Below are 18869 nucleotides of genomic sequence, written 5' to 3'. Positions count from 1 at the left end.
GCATGTCCTTCATCATCTCGGCCGCGTTCTCGTCCTGCAGCTTCTGATTGGCCGCATCGCGCGTCGCCTTGTCGGGGTATTCGAGCCAGCTGAACAGCACGGTCTCGTCGTCCTTGAGGTCGACCGACTTCTTGAGGTCGTTGACCTTGCCGTCGGGCACGTCGTCGCCCCAGGCTTCGACGAAACGGGTCGCACCGAGGCCGCGGAACAGCTCGACGGCGCCCTCGGCATGCTTCTTGTACGCCTCCTTGTTGGCGGTGGGGACGGGGGTCAGGAATCCTTCGACATAGGTCATCGTTTCTCTCCTTCGATCAATCGTTCAGGCTGCGGCGGCCGGTGCGGGCTTGAAGTCGGCGAGCTGGGCAGCAAGCGCGGCTTTGAAGGCCGGGCGGTCGATCGCGCGTTCGAGATAGGCCATCAGCACCGGGCGCTCCTCGATCAGGCCGCTGCCCTCGACATTGCGCAGCACGGTGGCCATCGCGATGTCGGCGATGCTGAAACGGCCGGCGAGCCATTCGCGTCCCTCGATCGCCGTAGCGAGCCGGTCGAGGCGCTGGCCCGCAAACTCAATGAGGCTGGGGCGGCGAAGTTCCGCCCATTTCTCGCCGGCCGCGAAAATCTCGATGTTCGAGAGTTCGAAGGTGAGCGGCTCGACGCTGTTATAGGCGGCGAACAGCCAGCTGATCGCGGTGACCCGGCCCTGCGGGTCGCGCGGCAGCAGCCGTTCGTCCTTCTCGCCGAGATGCAGCAGGATCGCGCCGCTCTCGAACATGCGAACGCCGTGGTCCGGATCGACCAGCGCCGGCACCTGGCCCCAGGGCTGTTCCTGGAAATAAGCCTCGGGGCGTGGCGCGGCGGCGTTGAGCAGGCGCATCGAATAGGGCAGGCCGATCTCCGCGCACGCCCAGCGCGGGCGCAGGTCGCGGACGAAGCCCTTGGCGAAATCGGGCACCCAGTCGAACCCGGTGATCTCCACGGTCATGGCATCTCTCCTAGATTTGAACGCGGCGCTCAGGCGCTGACCGGCTCGCCGGCCGCGGCAGCCTCGACCGTGGCGATGTCGATCTTGCGCATCGTCAGCATCGCATCCATCGCGCGCTTGCTGGCGGCGGGGTCGGGATTCTCCCAGATCAGCTGCATCAGCCGCTTCGGCGTGATCTGCCAGCTGACGCCCCATTTGTCCTTGCACCAGCCGCAGGCGCTTTCCTGGCCGCCATTGTCGACGATCGCGTTCCACAGCCGGTCGGTCTCTTCCTGATCGTCGGTCATGATCATGAAGCTGACCGCCTCGGTCTGGGGGAACATCGTGCCGCCGTTGAGGCCGATGAACTTATGCCCCGCCACCTCGAACTCGACGGTGATCACGTCGCCGGCCTTTTGCGACGGCGTGTCGGAGGGGGTCTTGTGGACCGCGGTGACGCGGCTGTCGGGCAGCACCGAGGCGTAGAAGTTGGCGGCTTCCTCGGCGGTGTGATTGTACCAGATGCAGGTCATCAGCTTGGTCATGGCTTCTCTCCTTCTGGGAACTCGATTGAAACGCTCGAGTCGTCGCATGCGCGACTTGTTTTCGATCAACGACCCGCGGATGCGGTCAGGCGAAAGGGCCGGTGCTGTTGAGCGCGCCGTGGCCCAGCATCATCACCGTGGTGAGGCAGAACGCGGCGACGCCGATGGCGACGCTTTGGGCGACCGGCAGATACTCGCGGAACAGGTTGCGCATCGGACTTCTCCATTGGGGGCGGCGGAGGGCCGCGAATCGCTTGCTTGATCTTGATGCGCGACTCGGTTATAAAAAGCAACTATGAAGTTAGAAAAAATGACTCAAGAGGCGAAAGTGGCGGAAAAGCGCTGGTATGACGATGCGTGCGGCACCGCATTGGCGCTGGAATTCCTGGGCGAGCGCTGGTCGATGCTGATCGTGCGCGAGCTGATGCTGGGGCCGCGTCGCTTCGGCGAATTGAAGGCCGACCTGACCGGGATCAGCGCCAACGTGCTGACCCAGCGGCTCGAAAGCCTCGAGCGCGCGGATATCCTGATGCGGCGCAAATTGCCGCCGCCCGCGAACGTGCAGGTCTATGAGCTGACGCCCTGGGGCTATGAAAGCGAGCCGATCTTCCAGACGATGGGCCGCTGGGCGACGCGCTCGCCGCGGCACGACCCGACGCTGCCGCTCTCGCCCGTCTCGGCGATGCTGTCGCTGCGCACGATGATCCGGCCCGACCGGCCGGATTTGCGCATGACGCTGGCGTTCCGCTTTCCGGGCGCGTCGTTCATCGGCCGTCTCGACCAGGACGATCTGGCGATCGAGCGCGGCGAGACCGATGCCGCCGACGTCACATTCGAGACCGATCCGACGCGGTTCGTGACCCTCGTCTACGGCAAATGGCCGTTCGCGGAGTCGGAGGCCGAGGGCCGGTTGCGCCTGAGCGGCGACCGCGAGCTGGCGCAGAAGTTCGTCGACCTCTTCGCGCTGCCCGAGAAAATCACCCAAGGAGACGCATGATGGCCAAGCCCGAGCGGATCGAGATCGAGAATGTGCTCCAGCCGGGCAAGACCTATCGCGTCGAGGCGGCGAAGTTCGCGGCGATGCGCGATGCAATGCTGGACGTGCTGCCCGCGGCCGCGCCGGGGCTGACGCCGGGCGAGATCAAGGCGGCCCTGCTGTCGCGCCTGCCCGAGGACCTGTTCCCCGGCGGCGACAAGGCCGGCTGGTGGATCAAGGCGGTGCAGCTCGACCAGGAAGCCAAGGGCGTGATCGCGCGCTCGACGGCCCCGGTGCGGTTGTATCGCGCCTGACGCGGCGTGCGTGACATGGCCGCGGAAATGATGCGGCGCGGTACAAGCATCTCGACTTGGGGTGACGCGCGGGGCTAGGGACTGCGGCGACTCTGCGAAGGCCCTGTGATGACCGACATTCCCAACACCCAGCCCGACAGCCGGGAGACGACGATCCTCGAAGCCCCCGACAAGAGCGTGCCCGTACGCGACCTGTTCGGCATCGACATCGACATGGAAGTGCCGGCGTTCAGCGAAGCGGACGAGCGCGTGCCCGATCTCGATCCGGCCTATGTGTTCGATCCGGACACCACGCTCGCGATCCTGGCGGGCTTCGCGCACAACCGCCGGGTGATGATCCAGGGCTATCACGGCACCGGCAAGTCGTCGCATATCGAGCAGGTCGCGGCGCGGCTCAACTGGCCGTGCATCCGCATCAACCTCGACGCGCATATCAGCCGTATCGACCTGATCGGCCGCGATGCGATCGTGCTGCGTGACGGGCAGCAGGTCACCGAGTTCCGCGAGGGGCTGCTGCCCTGGGCGCTGCAGACGCCGACCGCTTTGGTGTTCGACGAATATGATGCGGGCCGGCCCGACGTGATGTTCGTGATCCAGCGCGTGCTCGAGACCGAGGGCAAGCTGACCCTGCTCGACCAGAACCGCGTGATCCGCCCGAACCCGTGGTTCCGGCTGTTCTCGACCGCCAACACGGTGGGCCTGGGCGACACGAGCGGGCTCTATCACGGCACGCAGCAGATCAACCAGGGCCAGATGGACCGCTGGAACATCGTCGTGACGCTCAACTATCTCCCCGCCGCGACCGAGGCGCAGATCGTGCTCGCCAAGTCGGGCGAATATGACAAGCCGGGCGGCAAGGAGCTGGTCGAGAACATGGTGCGCGTCGCCGACCTGACGCGCCGCGGCTTCATCGCCGGCGACATCTCGACCGTGATGAGCCCGCGCACGGTGATCACCTGGGCGCAGAATTCCGAGATCTTCAAGGATCCAGGCTTCGCCTTCCGCCTGTCGTTCCTCAACAAGTGCGACGAGGCGGAGCGCGCGCTGGTGGCGGAATATTACCAGCGCGTGTTCGGCAAGGACCTGCCCGAGAGCGTGGTGGGGAAGGCGAACTGACGCCTTCCCCGCTGGCCGCTATTCGAGCGTCAGCACCACCACCGACGCCGGCGGCAGCGTGACCGACAGTCCCGCCTGATCGACCCGCGCGCCGTCGAACGGCTGGGGGCGGACGCGGTCGGGCGCGTCGAAGCTGTTGTGCGCCGATACTTGCGGCGCGGTCAGCACCAGCCCGCTCGCGCGGGTCGCGGCGAGGCCCTCGATCGCGCTGGTCACGCTCGCCGGGCGGTTGGGATCGGTGTTGACCAGTGCGACATGGACCTTGCCGTCGGTGCCCTTCGCCGCGCTCGCACTGACCGCGGGCAGCGCCCATTGGTCCTTGTGATACCAGCTGCTCTTGACCTCCATCGGCAGGAAGGTCGCGTCCTGGAACGGGCGGTACATGTGGAAGACGTGGTAGGTCGGCGTCAGCACCATCTTCGACCCGTCGGTCAGGATCATCGCCTGGAGCACGTTCACCATCTGGGCGATGTTGGTCATCCGCACGCGATCGGCGTAGCGGGTGAAGATGTTGATGTTGAGCGCGGCGACGATCGCGTCGCGCATCGTGTTCTGCTGGTAGAGGAAGCCGGGGTTGGTGCCCGGCTCGGGCGAGTACCAGGTGCCCCATTCGTCGACCGCCAGGTTCACGCGCTTCTGCGGATCATATTTGTCCATGATCGCCGAATGCTTGCGGACCAGCTCGTCCATCAGCAGCGTCTTGTGGAGGGTGCGGGCGTACTCCTCCTCGTCGAACTGCGTCGCCGAGCCCTTTTTCTGCCAGCTGCCGGGCACCGTGTAGTAATGCACGCCGATGCCGTCGAACATCTTGCCGGCGTCGCGCATCATCACCTCAGTCCAGTTATAGTCGACCGAGTTGGCGCCGCTCGCGATCTTGGCGACCTTCACCCCCTCGGGCACCTTGATGAAGGTCGAGTAGCGGCGGGTGAGGTCGGCGGCATATTCGGGGCGCATGCTGCCGCCGCAGCCCCACAGCTCGTTGCCGAGCCCGAAATAGGGGACCTTCCACGGCGTCTTGCGGCCGTTCTTCGCCCGCAAATCGGCGAGCGTGCCGGCGGGCGCGGTCATGTACTCGACCCACTCGGCCATTTCCTGGGGTGTGCCGTTGCCGACATTGCCCGAGACATAGGCCTCGGCGCCGATCAGCTCGGCGAAATCCATGAACTCGTGCGTGCCGAAGGCGTTGTCCTCGGTCACGCCGCCCCAATGGGTGTTGACCTTGACCGGGCGCTGGCCGCGCGGGCCGATCCCCTCGCGCCAATGATATTCGTCGGCAAAGCAGCCGCCGGGCCAGCGCACCACCGGCACGCGCAGATCCTTGAGCGCGGCGACGACGTCGTTGCGATAGCCGCGGGTGTTGGGAATCTTCGAGTTGGCGCCGACCCACACGCCGCCATAGATGCCCGTGCCGAGATGCTCGGCGAACTGGCTGAAGATGCGGCGGTCGATCTTCGCGCCCGGCTTGTCGGCGCGCAGCGTCGCGGTGGCGCCGGGCGCGGATGCGGGCGTCGCCTGCTGCGCCAAGGCCGGAATGGTTGGACAAATTACGAGCCCCGCCAGCAGCAACGCGGCAAAGCCGGATCGATACCCCATCTCCCTCTCCCCTCGGTTCGACGTCATCAAATAGTGGAATATTTGTCTGATTATTGGGATCGGTTGCCGAGCGCAATGGTCAAATCGGGCGGCGATGCCTTTTGGACCGCGTCGCGCTTTGATAGGGGGTGCAGTCCATGGCCAGCGACTCTCCCCTCGACCAGTTCCGCTCCGTCCTGACGGGGGCCTCGCGCGCGCTCGCGCACGAGCCGGAGATCGAGCTCGCCTTTACCGCCGACGCGCCGACGCAATCGGGGCGGCACATCAAGGTGCCGATGCCGGGCCGCAACCTTCCGCCCGAGCAGGTGGCTGAGGCGCGCGGCTTCGCCGACGGCTTCGCGCTGCGCATGCGGCTGCACGACGGCGCGATGCACTTGAAGGCGGCGCCCAAGGAGGCCGTGGCGCGCGCGGTGTTCGATGCGGTGGAGACTGCGCGGGTCGAAGCGCTGGGATCGCGCGGCTATGCCGGAATTGCGGAGAATCTCGACCGTGCGCTCGAGATGCGCATGCGTTCCGACCCGATCAGCCGGGCACGGACGCGCGACGAGGTGCCGCTGTCGACCGCGATCCAGCTGATGGTGCGTGAGCGGCTGACCGGGCGCGAGGCACCGGCCGAGGCGGCGCTGGGGCTCGCGCTGATACGCGACTGGGTCGAGGACAAGGGCGGTGCCGATCTCGATGCGCTGGCGCTGGCGATCGACGACCAGGCGGCGTTCGCCAAGCTGGTCGGCAATTTGCTCGAGGACCTTGAGCTGACCGAAGGCGAACTGCTCCCCGACGAGACCGACGAAGGCGGCGGCGAGGACGAGGGCACCGACGAGCAGGATCAGGACCAGGGCGAGGACGGCGAACAGGACAGCGACACCGGCGAGGGCGAGGTCGAAGCGCGCGGCGAACAGCGCGAAGCCGAGACCGACGACGGGCAGGAAAGCGACCAGGAGCAGGGCGAGTTCGACGATACGGATGGCGAGCCTGGGGACGAGGGCGAGGAGGGGATGATGCCCGTCCGCCCCAATCGCCCCTGGTCTGATCTGCCGCCGCAGTTCGACTATAAGAGCTTCACCACGCAATATGACGAAGTGATCGCCGCGACCGAGCTGTGCGACGAGGAGGAGCTCGAGCGGCTGCGTGCCTATCTCGACCAGCAGCTCGTACATCTGCAGGGCGTTGTGACCAAGCTCGCCAACCGGCTGCAGCGGCGGCTGATGGCGCAGCAGAACCGCAGCTGGGACTTCGACCAGGAAGAGGGACTGCTCGACGCGGCGCGGCTGGCGCGCGTGGTCGTCAATCCGATGCAGTCGCTGTCCTACAAGGTGGAGAAGGACGCCAAGTTCCGCGACACCGTCGTCACGCTGCTGATCGACAATTCGGGATCGATGCGCGGCCGGCCGATCTCGATCGCGGCGATCAGCGCCGACATCCTCGCGCGCACGCTCGAGCGGGTGGGGGTGAAGACCGAGATCCTCGGCTTCACCACCCGTGCGTGGAAGGGCGGGCAGAGCCGGGAGAAGTGGCTCGCAGAGGGGCGCCCTGCGCAACCCGGGCGGCTCAACGACGTGCGTCACATCGTCTACAAACAGGCTGACGAGCCGTGGCGGCGGGCGAAGAAGTCGCTCGGGCTGATGATGCGCGAAGGGCTGCTCAAGGAGAATATCGACGGCGAGGCGCTGCTCTGGGCGCATCACCGGCTGATCGCGCGGCAAGAGGATCGCAAGATCCTGATGGTGATCAGCGACGGCGCCCCGGTCGACGATTCGACCTTGTCGGTGAACAGCGGCTCCTATCTCGAGCGCCATCTGCGGCAGGTGATCGGCTGGATCGAGCAGCGTTCGCCGGTCGGGCTGGTCGCGATCGGCATCGGGCACGACGTGACGCGGTACTACAGCCGCGCGGTGACGATCATGGACGTCGATCAGCTCGCCGGCACGATGATCGAGCAGCTCGCCGCGCTGTTCGACATAGAAGCGTGACGGGGGAGGCATGATCGAGGCGCCGCCGGGCGGGTTCCATGGCCCGGTCAAGCGCTCGATCACCATTGCCGGGCATCCCACCTCGATCAGCCTGGAGCCGGCATTCTGGACCGCGCTGGAGGATGCCGCGCATGCGCGGAGCCTGCCGCTCAACGCGCTCGTCGCCGAGATCGATCATCTGCGCATCGGCGCCGCCGACCCACCGAATCTGGCGAGCGCGATCCGCCTCTGGCTGTTCGCGCTGCGACAAATTTGCGACAATGATGAAAATGACTCGCAACAACATTGACAGTGAGAACTAGTCGCAATAGCTGGCCCCGAAACCAAAGGGGCTCACATGACTCGCACCACCTTCGACGGCGGCAAGGCCGCACCCGTCTTCCTCGCATTGGCCGCGGTCGGATTCATCGCTTCGGCACCTGCGCTTGCCGCGGATCCTGCCGCCGGGCCCGACGATCAGGACCGCCGCGACGACGTCGTCGTCACCGGGCAGGAAGTGAAGTCCGAGCAGGAAAGCCCCAAGGCCACCCGCCCGGTGCGCGACACGCCGCAGAGCGTGACGATCATCACCAACAAGACGATCGAGGAGCAGAATTTGCTGACGCTCCGCGACGTGCTCTCGACCGTACCGGGCATTACCTTCGGTGCGGGCGAAGGCGGCGGTGGCTATGGCGATTCGATCAACTTCCGCGGCTATTCAGCGAATACCGACATCACCGTCGACGGCGTGCGCGACAGCGCGCAGTACAGCCGCACGGACCCGTTCAACCTTGAGCAACTCGAAGTGGTGAACGGCGCCAATTCGGTGACCGCAGGCGCCGGGTCGGTCGGCGGATCGATCAACATCGTCACCAAGAGCCCGCTCGCCGAGGACCAGGTGATCGTCACCGGCGGCATCGGCACCGACGACTATTATCGCGGCACACTCGACGCCAATGTCCGCACCGGCGACAAGGTGGCGTTCCGCCTCAACGCGATGGTGCACAAGAACGACGTGCCGGGCCGTGACGTCGAGAAGTATGACCGCTGGGGCGTCGCGCCCTCGGTGACGCTGGGCATCGGCGGGCCGACCCGGCTGACGCTCAAATATTTCCACCAGGAAGACATCAACACGCCGCAATACGGCGTGCCTTATTACCAGACCGCGACCAACGCGGGGGCGTTGCCGGGCGTCGATCCGAGCGACTATTTCGGCTATCGCAATATCGACCGCCAGGAGACCAATGTCGACCAGGCGACGATCGTCTTCGAGCATGACTTCAGCGACGACGTCTCGATCCGCAACCTGACGCGCTGGCAGGACGTGCGCCAACATGCGCTGGTGAACCCGCCCCAGGGCACCTGGTGCCTGGCGAGCGGCGTGACGCCGACGGGCGGAAGCTGCGTCGTCGATCTGGATACGCGGACCGGCGTTGGCCAGGTGTTCAACATCACCGTGCCAGCAGGCTACTACCTGCCCTCCGGCCCGCGCGGCACCACGCGCATCACCCGCAACCAGCTGATGTACAACCAGACCGACCTTTCCGCCGAGTTCGCCACCGGCGGGCTTCGCCACACGCTGGTGCTGGGCATTTCAGCGGCGTGGGAACAGTTCAACCTTTCCAACGGCAACTCGCTTCGCGCTGCGAACGGGAGCAACCCGGTCGAATTCAATCCCGCGGCGCCGAATGCGGCCGCGCACCTGCCCTATATCAACATTGCCAATCCGAATGAGATCGTGCCCGGTCCGGCGGTGCCCGGTGCGGTCTATGGCAGCAATGTCTACACCGGCCCGCTCAACTATATCGAGAGCGGCCGCCAGCGCGGTGAGGTGACGAACTACGCGATCTATCTGTTCGATACGATCGCCTTCTCCAAGCAGCTCGAGCTGAATCTCGGCGTCCGCTACGAACGGAACGAGGGCAAGCACAGGAGCGACACGGTTTCGACCGCTGGCGTGGTGACGCCGGGCGTGCCGGTAGAGAACGCCGACAACCTCTTCTCCTATCGCGCTGGCTTGGTGTTCAAGCCGGTCGAGGCGGTGAGCCTCTATGCCGCCTATGGCAATTCGAAGACGCCGTCCAAGACCTCGGTCAACGGATCGTGCACGGTGGACACCTGCAACGTCAAACCCGAGACCGCGGTGAATTACGAGATCGGCGCCAAGGCGGAGATCATGGGCGGTCGCCTGCTGCTGACCGCAGCGGCGTTCCGCAACGAGCGTACCAACTACAAGGTGCCTTCGGCTGATCCGCTGATCCCCGAGCAGCAGCTCGACGGCGAATCGCGCGTCAACGGTATCGCGCTGGGGGCGGTGGGGCAGATCACCCCGGCCTGGTCGATCACCGCCAACTACACCTATCTCGACAGCGAAGTGATCCGCAGCGTCGCGACCAACGGCGCGGGACCGATCCCCGATCCGCAGGCCGGCAACCCGTTGGTGCAGACGCCGCGCCATTCGGGCAGCCTGTTCACCGTCTACGCGCTGCCGTTCGGGCTCAAGATCGGCTACGGCTTCACCTATCAGGGCAGCTTCTACCTCAACAACAACGCGGCGACGCTGTTTAAGGCGGAGGATTACATGATCCACAACGCCTTCCTGGCCTATGACTTCACGCCGAACCTGACGGCGCAGGTCAACGTCAAGAACTTCACCGACGAGGAATATTACACGCGGGTCCGCAACAATGGCTGGGCGACGCCCGGCGAGGGCCGCGCGGCGGTGCTGACGATCGGGTATCGCTTCTGAACAAGGGGGAGGAGCGGGTGACGGTCCACCTGTCCCGGGACCGTTGCCCGCTCCCACTCCTTCCGGCTAGGCAAGTGCCATGACGATCGCGATCCCCGAGCTGCTGGACGCCGAGACGGTGGCGCGGGTGCGGGCGATCATCGATGCGGCCCAATGGGTCGACGGCAACGTCACCTCCGGCCACCAGTCGGCGCTGGCCAAGAAGAACGAGCAGCTGCCGGAGGGAAGCCCGGCGGCGCTCGAGGCCGGGGGCATCATCCTCGATGCCCTCGGCCGTTCGCCCTTGTTCTTCGCGGCGGCATTGCCGCTCAAGGTCTTCCCGCCGCTGTTCAACCGCTATGGCGAGGGACAGACCTTCGGCACGCACGTCGACAACGCGATCCGGATCAAGCGCGGTAGCGAATTCCGCATCCGTAGCGACCTGTCGATCACGATCTTCCTCGAGGATCCGGCCGCCTATGATGGCGGCGAGCTGATGATCGAGGATCATTATGGCGTGCAGCAGGTGAAGCTGCCCGCCGGGCATGCGGTGGTCTACCCCTCGTCGAGCCTGCACCATGTGACGCCGGTGACCCGGGGGCGGCGCGTGGCGAGCTTCTTCTGGCTCCAGTCGATGGTCCGCGACGCCGCCGCGCGGCGCATCCTGTTCGACCTCGACCAGAGCGTGCAGCGGCTGACCGGCCAGCTCGGCGGGAGCGACCGCAGCGTGATCGAGCTGACCGGCGTGTATCACAACCTGCTGCGCCGCTGGGCTGACGCCTGATCCGAAAGTGGCGAAGGTTGCCCAGAGAAGACGGCAGCCTGCGAATCCAACAAATCCCCGACTACCGGTGAAGTCGTGTTGGATAAATCCAACATCCTGGCAAGTCATTGGTACGGTAGAGTTATTCCTGCCGCACGTATTTGTGCTTGCAATGTTGGAATTCAAATGTTCCTACAATGTTCCTCAATGGCGGAGTAGGAACATGAAGAACGTCAGGACCGGCGCGGTGATTGCGATCGCCGCGCTGACGGGGCTCGCGGTCGCGGCGGCGAGCGAGACCGTCACCTATAGCTACGATGCGCGCGGCCGGCTGGTCGCGGTGAAGCATAGCGGCAGCGTGAACAACAACGTCCAGGCCAATTACACGTACGACAAGGCCGACAACCGGACGAGCAAGACGGTGACCGGCGCACCGTAAGGGCGCGCGGGCGAACGCAACTTATCAAATCAACGGAGATTCAAACATGCTGATTCAACGGCAGGGCGACGTGCGCCCATATCGCCGGGCCCGGACGTGGCTCGTGGCGACGAGTATTCTTGCGAGTGGTGTGGCGGCGCCTGCGCTGGCGCAGGACATGAGCGGTACCCCCCCGCCGCCTGTGGACGCGACGCTAGATCGCAACGGGATCGATCTCGCGGCGCGTCAGCCAACGCTGAGCACCGATGATGTTTCGATCGGCAACGAAACATCCGGGATGACCTATTCGCGCCTATGGAATGGAAACGGGTGGCGCGACAGCTATACGTTCTCAATGAATGCCTCTGGGTCCATCAACACCCTCAGTTTTGGCAATGTCACCGATGTCTTCACGGGGAATCCAACCATTGGATATACCCCCGCGATACCAAATGGATCGACGCTGACTTATGATCCTTTGACCACGCGTCATACCTGGACAGCGGCAAATGGCCGGAAGTTCATTACCCAGAAGGGGTTGGATTACTGGTCCGATCCATATCTGGATAGGGACGCGGAGATCGTCGAGCCGGATGGCGAGCGAATCAAGCTGACCTATCGCTCGGCACCGACGCAACCATGCACGCCAGGGACAATATGCATCAATCGCACACTGCGCTTGCAGTCGGCGACCAGCACCACGGGCTATCAGGCAAAGCTCGAATATGAATCTAACGACGCATCGAACCTGAGCAACGCGGCCAGCAAGAAATCCTGGCTCACCGTCACCAAGGTGACGCTGCTCAACAACGCGGTGGATTATTGCAATCCGTCGGCCGACCACTGTGCCTTCTCGCGTGCGTGGCCGTCGGCCACCTATTCCAGCACTACGTCCGGGACCAACACGCTGTTCACCGTGACCGACGCGCTCAATCGCGCGACGCGGTATACCCTCGATAGCGCCGGCTTTCTGACAGCCATCAAGCGGCCTTCCGCCTCGAGCGACAACGTAACGTACAGCTATCTAGGGCCGACCAACAATCGCCGGATTTCTCAGGTGAATCAGGGCGGCGACGTCTGGGGCTACAACTTTACGAACGATTGGCCGGAACCTGGCCTGTCGACCGTCACGATAACCGATCCCGCGCTGAACGCCCGCATGGTTGTGCCAGTCGGCGGTCAGCCTTTGTCGATCGAGGACAGCCTGGGAAATATTACAAAGTTCGGGCCTGCCGGTGATGGGCAATATTTCTCGATCGAGATGCCGGAAGGCGACAAGATCAACAATACATTCGACGACCGGCGCAACATCACTCAGACGGTGCGTTCCGCCAAGCCGGGTTCGGGCGAGGCGAGCATCATGACGTCGGCGGTTTTCCCGACGACCTGCAGCAATCCGCTGACGTGCAACAAGCCCGGTTCGACGACCGATGCGAAGGGGAATGTCACCGACTATACCTATGACCCGGTGCATGGCGGCCTTCTGACGGTCACCGCTCCGGCGCCGACACCGGGCGGCGTCCGTCCGCAGACGCGCTACAGCTACACCGCGCTCCACGCGTGGTACAAGAACAGCTCGGGCGTGCTAGTGCAGGCGCCGACGCCGATCTATCAGCTGACCGGCGTCTCGCGGTGCCAGACCAGCGCGAGCTGCGCCGGCACGGCTGACGAAGTCAAGACCACGATCGCCTATGGCACGAGCGGGACTGCCAACAACCTGCTGCCCACGTCGGTGACGACTGCGGCAGGCGATGGTTCGCTGTCGGCGACTTCGAATTTCACCTATGACGAGGTGGGGAACCGGCTGACGGTGGACGGACCGCTGAGCGGCACGGCGGATACGGTGCGCACACGGTATGACGCCGGCCGTCAGGTCGTCGGTGTCGTCGGCCCGGACCAGGATGGCCCGGGCGGGCGCAAGCATCGCGCGCAGCGCTTCACCTACAATGCCGACGGGCAGCTCACGGTCGCCGAGAACGGCACGGTCGACAGCCAGTCGGATGGCGACTGGTCGGCGTTCGCGCCAGCCGAGAAGGTGACCACGACCTATGACGCGAAGGCGCGCAAGGTGAAGGATGTGCTGTCGTCGGGCGGCACCGATCAGGCGGTGACGCAATATGGCTATAACAGCCGTGACTTGCTGGTGTGCACCGCGCAGCGGATGGATCCCGCGCAATGGGCGGGGCAGAGCGATTCATGCACGCCGCAACTCACCGGGCCCAACGGTCCCGACCGGGTCGAGCAGCGCGGGTTCGATGCGGTTGGGCGTGTGGTCGACTATCATCGCGCGTTCGGCACGGCGGACGCGTCGCATGACTATGTGAGCTTCACCGACAACGGCCAGGTCGAGACCGTCACCGACGGCAAGGGCAACAAGACGACGTACGAGTATGACGGGCATGATCGGTTCAAGAAGATGCGCTATCCCGATCCGGCGACGGCAGGCTTCAGCTCGACGACCGATTATGAGGAGCTGACCTACGACGCTGGTTCGAACATCATCAGCCAGCGGCTGCGCGACGGGCAGGCGATCGGCTTCGGCTATGACGATCTGTCGCGGCTGACGCTCAAGGACCTACCGGGCAGCAATCCCGACACGAGCTACAGCTACGACCTGCTCGGGCGGATGACTGGCATGTCGAAGACCGACGGACATTCGCTGTCGTTCGGCTTCGATGCGCTGGGGCGCAACATCAGCGCTGGCGCCAATTCGGGCACCTTCACCTACCAGTACGACCTGGCGGGCCGGCGCACGCGGGTGACGCATCCGGGCGGCGGGTTCTACGTCGACTACGACTATCTGGTGACGGGCGAGGTCTCGGCGATCCGCGAGAACGGGGCGAGCTCGGGCGCGGGGGTGCTGGCGGTGTTCGGCTATGACGATCTCGGCCGGCGGGTGAGCCTGACGCGCGGCAACGGCACGGTGACGAGCTATGGCTATGACGCGGTGTCGCGGCTGGCCTCATTGGGACATGATCTGGCGGGCACGTCGCACGACGTAACGGCGACGTTCACGCATGACCCGGCGAGCGGAATCTCCAGCCGGACGCGGGACCACACTGGCTACGCGTATGTCCAGTTCGTGAACGGCAGCGTGAGCGACACGATCAACGGCCTCAACCAGGTGACGGCGACCGGCGGCAGCGGTGTGAGCCATGACGCACGGGGCAACATCACCGCGATCGGATCGACGGGCTATGGCTATGATGTCGAGAACTGGATGACCCATGGCGGGGGCATGAGCCAACTCTACGCCGATCCGGCGGGACGCTTGATCCGCACGCTGGGTGGTTCGGACATGCGCTATGCGTGGGACGGCAACGATCTGGCGCTCGAGCTGGACCCGAGCGGCAACGTGCTGCGGCGCTATGTCCACGGCCCGGGGATGGACGAGCCGTTGGTGTGGTATGAGGGCAGCGGCACCGGCGACCGGCGCTGGCTGCACGCCGATGAGCGGGGCAGCGTCATTGCGGTGAGCAATGGTTCGGGCTCGGCGATCGCGACCTATAGCTTCGACGAATATGGCGTGCCGGGAGGCGGCGTTGCGGGACGGTTCGGCTATACCGGGCAGCTGTGGCTGCCGGAGCTGGGGGCCTATTACTACAAGGCGCGCATCTACAATCCGGCGCTTGGGCGGTTCATGCAGACCGATCCGATTGGCTATGGGGATGGGTTGAACTTGTATGGGTATGTGAAGGGGGATCCGGTTAACAAGGTCGATCCGACGGGGATGCAAGACGCCGATGCTACAATTACGGGAACTCTTGTGCCGCAATCCGGTGCTGGCGGAGGATCCCCAACCGGCTTTGTTTCGGTCTCTCCGGACGACCCGGAGACGGTCAACATCGTTCGGTTCAAGAAACGAGAGCGATCCTCTGGAAGTCAGTACAGTAGTCAAGGTAATGGTGGACTGGAGGCGGGCTTCTCATGTTCCAGCCTTGGTAAGGGGGCCTACGAGGACACTGACACATCGGGTGATAAGGTGTGCGTCGTACCTTTGGAACCTACACCTCGATCATGCTACACAACAACCAATGGAATGCAAATGTGCAATCGGAACATGACCCCGGAAGAAATGTGCGAAGCGCTTGAGCAAATGGATGATGGGGTTAGTTGGCTATCTGACGGGGCTTTTGTGACTACATTGGTTGGCGGTGCCGTCGGAAAATATTTTGGAGTTATATCCATGCGAGCGGCGGCAGGTGTTGGCGTCGGATTAAGTGTTGCAAGTATTGCTATGAAAGGAGTGAAAGCTCTTACGTCATGCAAATAAATATCGGAAATAGGTGGTGGATAATTGCCTCCTTTGTTTTGGCTAGTGCTGGAGCCATTTTGGAGATATTATCTGTTGATGGATTCTCTAAGCCAATTTTGATAGCTATTGCTTGTGCTATCATATTATATCTGACTAGGAGTCAGTGATAGGATTACGGTGACAGTGCACTTAATTCTAGGCCGGGGACGTCAGTTCCCGGCCTTTTTCTCTATCTCGCTCCAATATATGCGCTTCCAACTCCTCGGGTGCGGCGAGGGCTATGCCCTCTTCCATCCCCAGCACCGTCAGCGCGCTCGCCCAGGCGTCGGCTTGGGCGCAGTCGCGGTGGAGGACGGTGGCGCTGGCGATCCGGTTGTCCATGGGGCGGGCGGCACGCGGATCGAGGGTGTGGGCATAGCGGGTGTCGCCCTCCACAAACCTGCGCCGATAGTCGCCCGACGTCGCAACCGCCAACCCATGCAGCGCAATGCGCAGCGGCGCGGCCTCCACCCCTGGCGGCACCTCGACATCGACCCACCAGGGCTGGCCGTCGGGCTGGATGCCTTCGCCTAGCAATTCGCCGCCGATCTCGACGAGGAAGTCGAGGCAGCCCAGCGCGCGCAGGCGGGCGGCGACGGCGTCGACGGCATAGCCCTTGGCGATGCCGGAGAGGTCGAGCCGGACCGGGCGGGTGAGGCGGAGGCGCAGGAGCAGGGGATCGAAGTCGATCGCGTCATAGCCGCTGAGGGCGCGGGCGGCTTCGATCTCGGCTTCGCTGGGGAGGCCCTCGCGCGGGCCGGGCGGGCCGAAGCCCCAGAGATTGACGGGCACGCCCATCGCCGGGTCGAACGCGCCGCCCGAACGCCTGGCGATGTCGAGCGCTTGTCCCATCACCTGCGCGAATTCGGGGCCGATGCGGTGCCAGGTGCCCGGCGCGCTATCGTTGATGCGGCTGAGCTGGGAGCTCGGCTCCCAATGGCTCATCTGGGCGATGATGGTGGCGAGCACCGCCTCGATCTCCGTCTGCACGTTCGCGGGCGGGGCGACGATCTTCGCCGACCAGGTCGTGCCCATGGTCTCGCCGCCGAGATGCGCCACAAGCGCGTTCGCCCGCCGCCTGTGGAAGGCGGCGGGCGAGATCGCGTTCGGGATGATGACGCGCGGTTCGCGGCTCAGGGGGCCATCACCTCGAGCGTCGTCACATAGCTCGCGCGGCGCGCGCCGGGAGCGGGCGGGGCGCCTTCCTCACCGGCGGCGCGCGGGGTGGTGACGTTGATCCAGTACATGCCGGGATCGCCCCACTTCACCGTGACCTTGCCGTCGGCGCCGGTCTTGAGGTCCTGCTGGTGGAGCTGGTCGCGGTAGCGGATGCCGCCGGGGATGACGGTGACGGGCAGGCCCGCGGCGGGCTTGCCGTCGAGCAGGAACTGGAAGGTCGCGTCCTCGCCGACGACGAGGTCGTTGGGGTGGGTGACCGGGACCAGCTCGATGCCCTTGCCGGTGGGCTTGAACACGGTGGTAGTGGGCTCGCCCGCGGTGACGAAGATCTCGTTGCGGTTGCTGCTCTCGCTGGTGCGCACGTCGGTGGCGCCGGCGGGGATGACCGAGGCGAGGGTGGCGGTAGTGGTGCCGCGCGGGATGCGCTTCTCCTCGCCGCCCAGCTTGTAGCTGCCCATCACGCTCTCGGTGGCGTAGTAGATCTTGTAGGTGCCGCGCTTGCCGATCTGCACGTCGAAAGTGGTGCGGTAGCGGCCGGTGGCCTTGTTCCTGATCTCGCCGGGCGTGCCGTCGGGGAGCAGGACGCTGGCGTCCCAGCGCAGCGGCTGGTGCTCGAAATAGAAGAGGTCGTTGGAGACCGCGGCGTCGACCGTCACCCACACGTCGTCGCCCTCGCCCGAGACGACGGTCATCGACGGGAGCATCCACTGGCGGTGGGCCTGGACGGCGGCGGGAACGGCGATCGCGGCGGCTGCGGCGGCGATCATGAGGTTGCGGAGCTTCATCAGGCTATCCCCTTGTCAGCGCTTGACGGTGAGGGTGACGGCGCCGAGCTCGGACTTGCCGGCGGCGCGGGCGGTGCCGCCCGGGGGCAGCGCGAAGGGCAGGCGGAGCAGCTCGCGGCCGCCGACCTCGCGCGCGGCCTCGACCACCAACGTGTAGTTGCCGGGGGCGAGCTGCGGCTTGAGGCTGAGCTTGTGTGTGCCGGGCGCCTTGGTCGCGCCGGTGACGCCGGCGGCGGGGAACTTCATGCTGCGGCCCGAGGCGCGCCACCATTGGCGGATGTCGCGCAGCCACTTGGTGCCCTCGTTGTTCTTCATGTCGACGTCGTAGAACACGGCGAGGGTCTTCGCGGGCGCGCCTTCCTTCTCCAGCCAGATCGCGACATAGGGCCGGTGATATTCGGCGACGGTGAGGCGCGGGATGGTGAGCGTGACCTCGAGCGTCTGCGCTGACGCCATGCCGGGCGCGAGCAGGCCCGCGCCGAGCGCGGTGGCGGTCAATCCGGTGGTGCGAAGCTGCATGGCGGCATTCCCCTTAGTGGATGAAGTAGATGGCGAGGATGGCGGGAATGATCAGGCCCGCGGCGACCAGCGGCCAGGTGCTGGGCCGATGGCGCGCGTGGAGCTGGAGCAGGACGAGGCCAGTGAGCGAGAAGATCACGCAGGCGGCGACGAAGATGTCGATGAACCATTTCCATACGGTGCCGGCATTGCGGCCCTTGTGGAGATCGTTGAGCCAGGCGATCCAGCCGCGGCTGGTGCTCTCGTTGGTCACCTCGCCGGTCTCGCGGTCGATCGCGACCCAGCCGTCGCCGCCGGGGCGGGGCAGGGCAAGGTAGATCTCACCGGCGGACCATTCGGCCTCACCGGCGGCGCGCTTGACGGGGAGGTTGGCCTCGACCCATTCAGCGACGGGTTTTGGCAGCGGCTTCTTGGTGTCGGGCGCGTCGTCGGGCTTGATGCTGGCGAGGAGCGGGGCGGGGAGCTGCGCCTTCTTCTCGACGGTGACCGGCGACGCTTCGATGTCGGCGGCGTGGTTGAGCGTGAAGCCTGTGATCGCGAACAGCAGCAGCCCGATCAGGCTGATCGCGGAGCTCATCCAATGCCACATATGCAGCTGCTTCAGCCAGAAGGCTTTCCGGCTTTTCTTGCGAGGAGCCGGTTTGGCGGCGGTGCCGTGCATTGCGGGCGGTGGTTCCAATTGCGAGTCGTTCGCGACTTAGCGAGAATGATTCGCAATTACAATGTGGG

Annotated in this window: 17 protein-coding genes and 1 pseudogene; 9 read left to right on the top strand and 9 right to left on the bottom strand. The window is 65.0% G+C overall.

The features are described 5' to 3' along the window. Nucleotide 1: 1 nt before the first annotated feature. The 4 genes and pseudogenes from OK349_RS19525 to OK349_RS07405 form a co-directional block, all read right to left on the bottom strand. Nucleotides 2–295: pseudogene (locus OK349_RS19525) on the bottom strand (DUF1428 domain-containing protein); the annotation flags it as partial. A 24-nt stretch (nt 296–319) separates the two neighbouring features. Beyond that, a complete protein-coding gene (locus OK349_RS07415) occupies nt 320–982 on the bottom strand; it encodes a glutathione S-transferase family protein (protein ID WP_265117176.1) in 663 nt (220 codons plus the stop codon). Between the two features lie 29 nt (nt 983–1011). Then, on the bottom strand, nt 1012–1506 hold the full coding sequence (locus tag OK349_RS07410) for a VOC family protein (RefSeq protein ID WP_265117175.1): 495 nt from the start codon (nt 1504–1506) through the stop codon (nt 1012–1014). 85 nt (nt 1507–1591) lie between these two features. Next, nucleotides 1592–1720 (bottom strand): hypothetical protein, encoded by a 129-nt coding sequence (locus OK349_RS07405; RefSeq protein WP_265117174.1) that lies wholly within the window; start codon nt 1718–1720, stop codon nt 1592–1594. Between the two features lie 81 nt (nt 1721–1801). On the opposite strand from OK349_RS07405, the gene OK349_RS07400 reads away from it, so the two are divergent. The 3 genes from OK349_RS07400 to cobS all read left to right on the top strand — a co-directional run bounded on the left by OK349_RS07400 (nt 1802) and on the right by cobS (nt 3912). Beyond that, entirely contained in the window at nt 1802–2503 is a 702-nt protein-coding gene (locus OK349_RS07400; protein WP_265117173.1) for a winged helix-turn-helix transcriptional regulator, read from the top strand. Next, nucleotides 2503–2796, top strand: coding sequence for a DUF6958 family protein (locus OK349_RS07395; protein WP_265117172.1), 294 nt, complete (start codon nt 2503–2505; stop codon nt 2794–2796). Before OK349_RS07400 ends, OK349_RS07395 begins: the two co-directional genes overlap by 1 nt. 108 nt (nt 2797–2904) lie before the next feature. Next, entirely contained in the window at nt 2905–3912 is a 1008-nt protein-coding gene (gene cobS / locus OK349_RS07390) for a cobaltochelatase subunit CobS (RefSeq protein WP_265117171.1), read from the top strand. Nucleotides 3913–3930: 18 nt separating this feature from the next. On the opposite strand, the gene OK349_RS07385 is transcribed toward cobS, so the two are convergent. Continuing rightward, the gene (locus tag OK349_RS07385) at nt 3931–5505 is read right to left on the bottom strand and encodes an alpha-N-arabinofuranosidase (RefSeq protein ID WP_265117170.1); all 1575 of its coding nucleotides are present in this window, start codon (nt 5503–5505) and stop codon (nt 3931–3933) included. Between the two features lie 137 nt (nt 5506–5642). On the opposite strand from OK349_RS07385, the gene cobT reads away from it, so the two are divergent. The 6 genes from cobT to OK349_RS07355 all read left to right on the top strand — a co-directional run bounded on the left by cobT (nt 5643) and on the right by OK349_RS07355 (nt 15636). Then, on the top strand, nt 5643–7475 hold the full coding sequence (cobT, locus tag OK349_RS07380) for a cobaltochelatase subunit CobT (protein ID WP_265117169.1): 1833 nt from the start codon (nt 5643–5645) through the stop codon (nt 7473–7475). A gap of 10 nt (nt 7476–7485) precedes the next feature. Beyond that, nucleotides 7486–7764 carry a ribbon-helix-helix domain-containing protein gene (locus OK349_RS07375; RefSeq protein WP_265117168.1) on the top strand — a complete coding sequence of 93 codons (279 nt, stop codon included), beginning with the start codon at nt 7486–7488 and terminating at the stop codon, nt 7762–7764. Nucleotides 7765–7812: 48 nt separating this feature from the next. Next, nucleotides 7813–10203, top strand: a complete 2391-nt coding sequence (locus tag OK349_RS07370) for a TonB-dependent receptor (RefSeq protein WP_265117167.1) — start codon at nt 7813–7815, stop codon at nt 10201–10203. A 79-nt stretch (nt 10204–10282) separates the two neighbouring features. Then, nucleotides 10283–10966, top strand: a complete 684-nt coding sequence (locus OK349_RS07365; RefSeq protein WP_265117166.1) for a Fe2+-dependent dioxygenase — start codon at nt 10283–10285, stop codon at nt 10964–10966. A gap of 202 nt (nt 10967–11168) precedes the next feature. Continuing rightward, nucleotides 11169–11384 (top strand): RHS repeat domain-containing protein, encoded by a 216-nt coding sequence (locus OK349_RS07360; RefSeq protein WP_265117165.1) that lies wholly within the window; start codon nt 11169–11171, stop codon nt 11382–11384. A 46-nt stretch (nt 11385–11430) separates the two neighbouring features. Next, entirely contained in the window at nt 11431–15636 is a 4206-nt protein-coding gene (locus tag OK349_RS07355) for an RHS repeat domain-containing protein (RefSeq protein WP_265117164.1), read from the top strand. A gap of 177 nt (nt 15637–15813) precedes the next feature. Here OK349_RS07355 and OK349_RS07350 read toward each other — a convergent pair whose 3' ends face one another. The 4 genes from OK349_RS07350 to OK349_RS07335 all read right to left on the bottom strand — a co-directional run bounded on the left by OK349_RS07350 (nt 15814) and on the right by OK349_RS07335 (nt 18801). Beyond that, nucleotides 15814–16716: an FAD:protein FMN transferase gene (locus OK349_RS07350; protein WP_265117163.1), complete on the bottom strand. Its 903-nt coding sequence runs from the start codon at nt 16714–16716 to the stop codon at nt 15814–15816. Between the two features lie 74 nt (nt 16717–16790). Next, a complete protein-coding gene (locus OK349_RS07345) occupies nt 16791–17621 on the bottom strand; it encodes a DUF4198 domain-containing protein (RefSeq protein WP_265117162.1) in 831 nt (276 codons plus the stop codon). A gap of 15 nt (nt 17622–17636) precedes the next feature. After that, nucleotides 17637–18140: a DUF2271 domain-containing protein gene (locus tag OK349_RS07340; RefSeq protein WP_265117161.1), complete on the bottom strand. Its 504-nt coding sequence runs from the start codon at nt 18138–18140 to the stop codon at nt 17637–17639. A 13-nt stretch (nt 18141–18153) separates the two neighbouring features. Continuing rightward, nucleotides 18154–18801 carry a PepSY-associated TM helix domain-containing protein gene (locus OK349_RS07335; RefSeq protein WP_265118556.1) on the bottom strand — a complete coding sequence of 216 codons (648 nt, stop codon included), beginning with the start codon at nt 18799–18801 and terminating at the stop codon, nt 18154–18156. Nucleotides 18802–18869 lie beyond the last annotated feature (68 nt).

The organism is Sphingomonas sp. BT-65, assembly GCF_026107375.2.
Lineage (GTDB): Bacteria > Pseudomonadota > Alphaproteobacteria > Sphingomonadales > Sphingomonadaceae > Sphingomonas.
Note: the sequence above shows the minus strand (reverse complement) of the source record. Positions and strands in the feature narration are given on the sequence as shown.

Bases quoted from the DNA above. Each gene is read 5' to 3' on its own strand.
- OK349_RS07415 (WP_265117176.1), bottom strand. From the start codon at position 982: ATGACCGTGGAGATCACCGGGTTCGACTGGGTGCCCGATTTCGCCAAG.
- cobS (WP_265117171.1), top strand. From the start codon at position 2,905: ATGACCGACATTCCCAACACCCAGCCCGACAGCCGGGAGACGACGATC.
- OK349_RS07360 (WP_265117165.1), top strand. From the start codon at position 11,169: ATGAAGAACGTCAGGACCGGCGCGGTGATTGCGATCGCCGCGCTGACG.
- OK349_RS07410 (WP_265117175.1), bottom strand. From the start codon at position 1,506: ATGACCAAGCTGATGACCTGCATCTGGTACAATCACACCGCCGAGGAA.
- OK349_RS07375 (WP_265117168.1), top strand. From the start codon at position 7,486: ATGATCGAGGCGCCGCCGGGCGGGTTCCATGGCCCGGTCAAGCGCTCG.
- OK349_RS07345 (WP_265117162.1), bottom strand. From the start codon at position 17,621: ATGAAGCTCCGCAACCTCATGATCGCCGCCGCAGCCGCCGCGATCGCC.
- OK349_RS07400 (WP_265117173.1), top strand. From the start codon at position 1,802: ATGAAGTTAGAAAAAATGACTCAAGAGGCGAAAGTGGCGGAAAAGCGC.
- cobT (WP_265117169.1), top strand. From the start codon at position 5,643: ATGGCCAGCGACTCTCCCCTCGACCAGTTCCGCTCCGTCCTGACGGGG.
- OK349_RS07370 (WP_265117167.1), top strand. From the start codon at position 7,813: ATGACTCGCACCACCTTCGACGGCGGCAAGGCCGCACCCGTCTTCCTC.
- OK349_RS07385 (WP_265117170.1), bottom strand. From the start codon at position 5,505: ATGGGGTATCGATCCGGCTTTGCCGCGTTGCTGCTGGCGGGGCTCGTA.
- OK349_RS07395 (WP_265117172.1), top strand. From the start codon at position 2,503: ATGGCCAAGCCCGAGCGGATCGAGATCGAGAATGTGCTCCAGCCGGGC.
- OK349_RS07355 (WP_265117164.1), top strand. From the start codon at position 11,431: ATGCTGATTCAACGGCAGGGCGACGTGCGCCCATATCGCCGGGCCCGG.
- OK349_RS07365 (WP_265117166.1), top strand. From the start codon at position 10,283: ATGACGATCGCGATCCCCGAGCTGCTGGACGCCGAGACGGTGGCGCGG.
- OK349_RS07405 (WP_265117174.1), bottom strand. From the start codon at position 1,720: ATGCGCAACCTGTTCCGCGAGTATCTGCCGGTCGCCCAAAGCGTCGCC.
- OK349_RS07335 (WP_265118556.1), bottom strand. From the start codon at position 18,801: ATGCACGGCACCGCCGCCAAACCGGCTCCTCGCAAGAAAAGCCGGAAA.
- OK349_RS07340 (WP_265117161.1), bottom strand. From the start codon at position 18,140: ATGCAGCTTCGCACCACCGGATTGACCGCCACCGCGCTCGGCGCGGGC.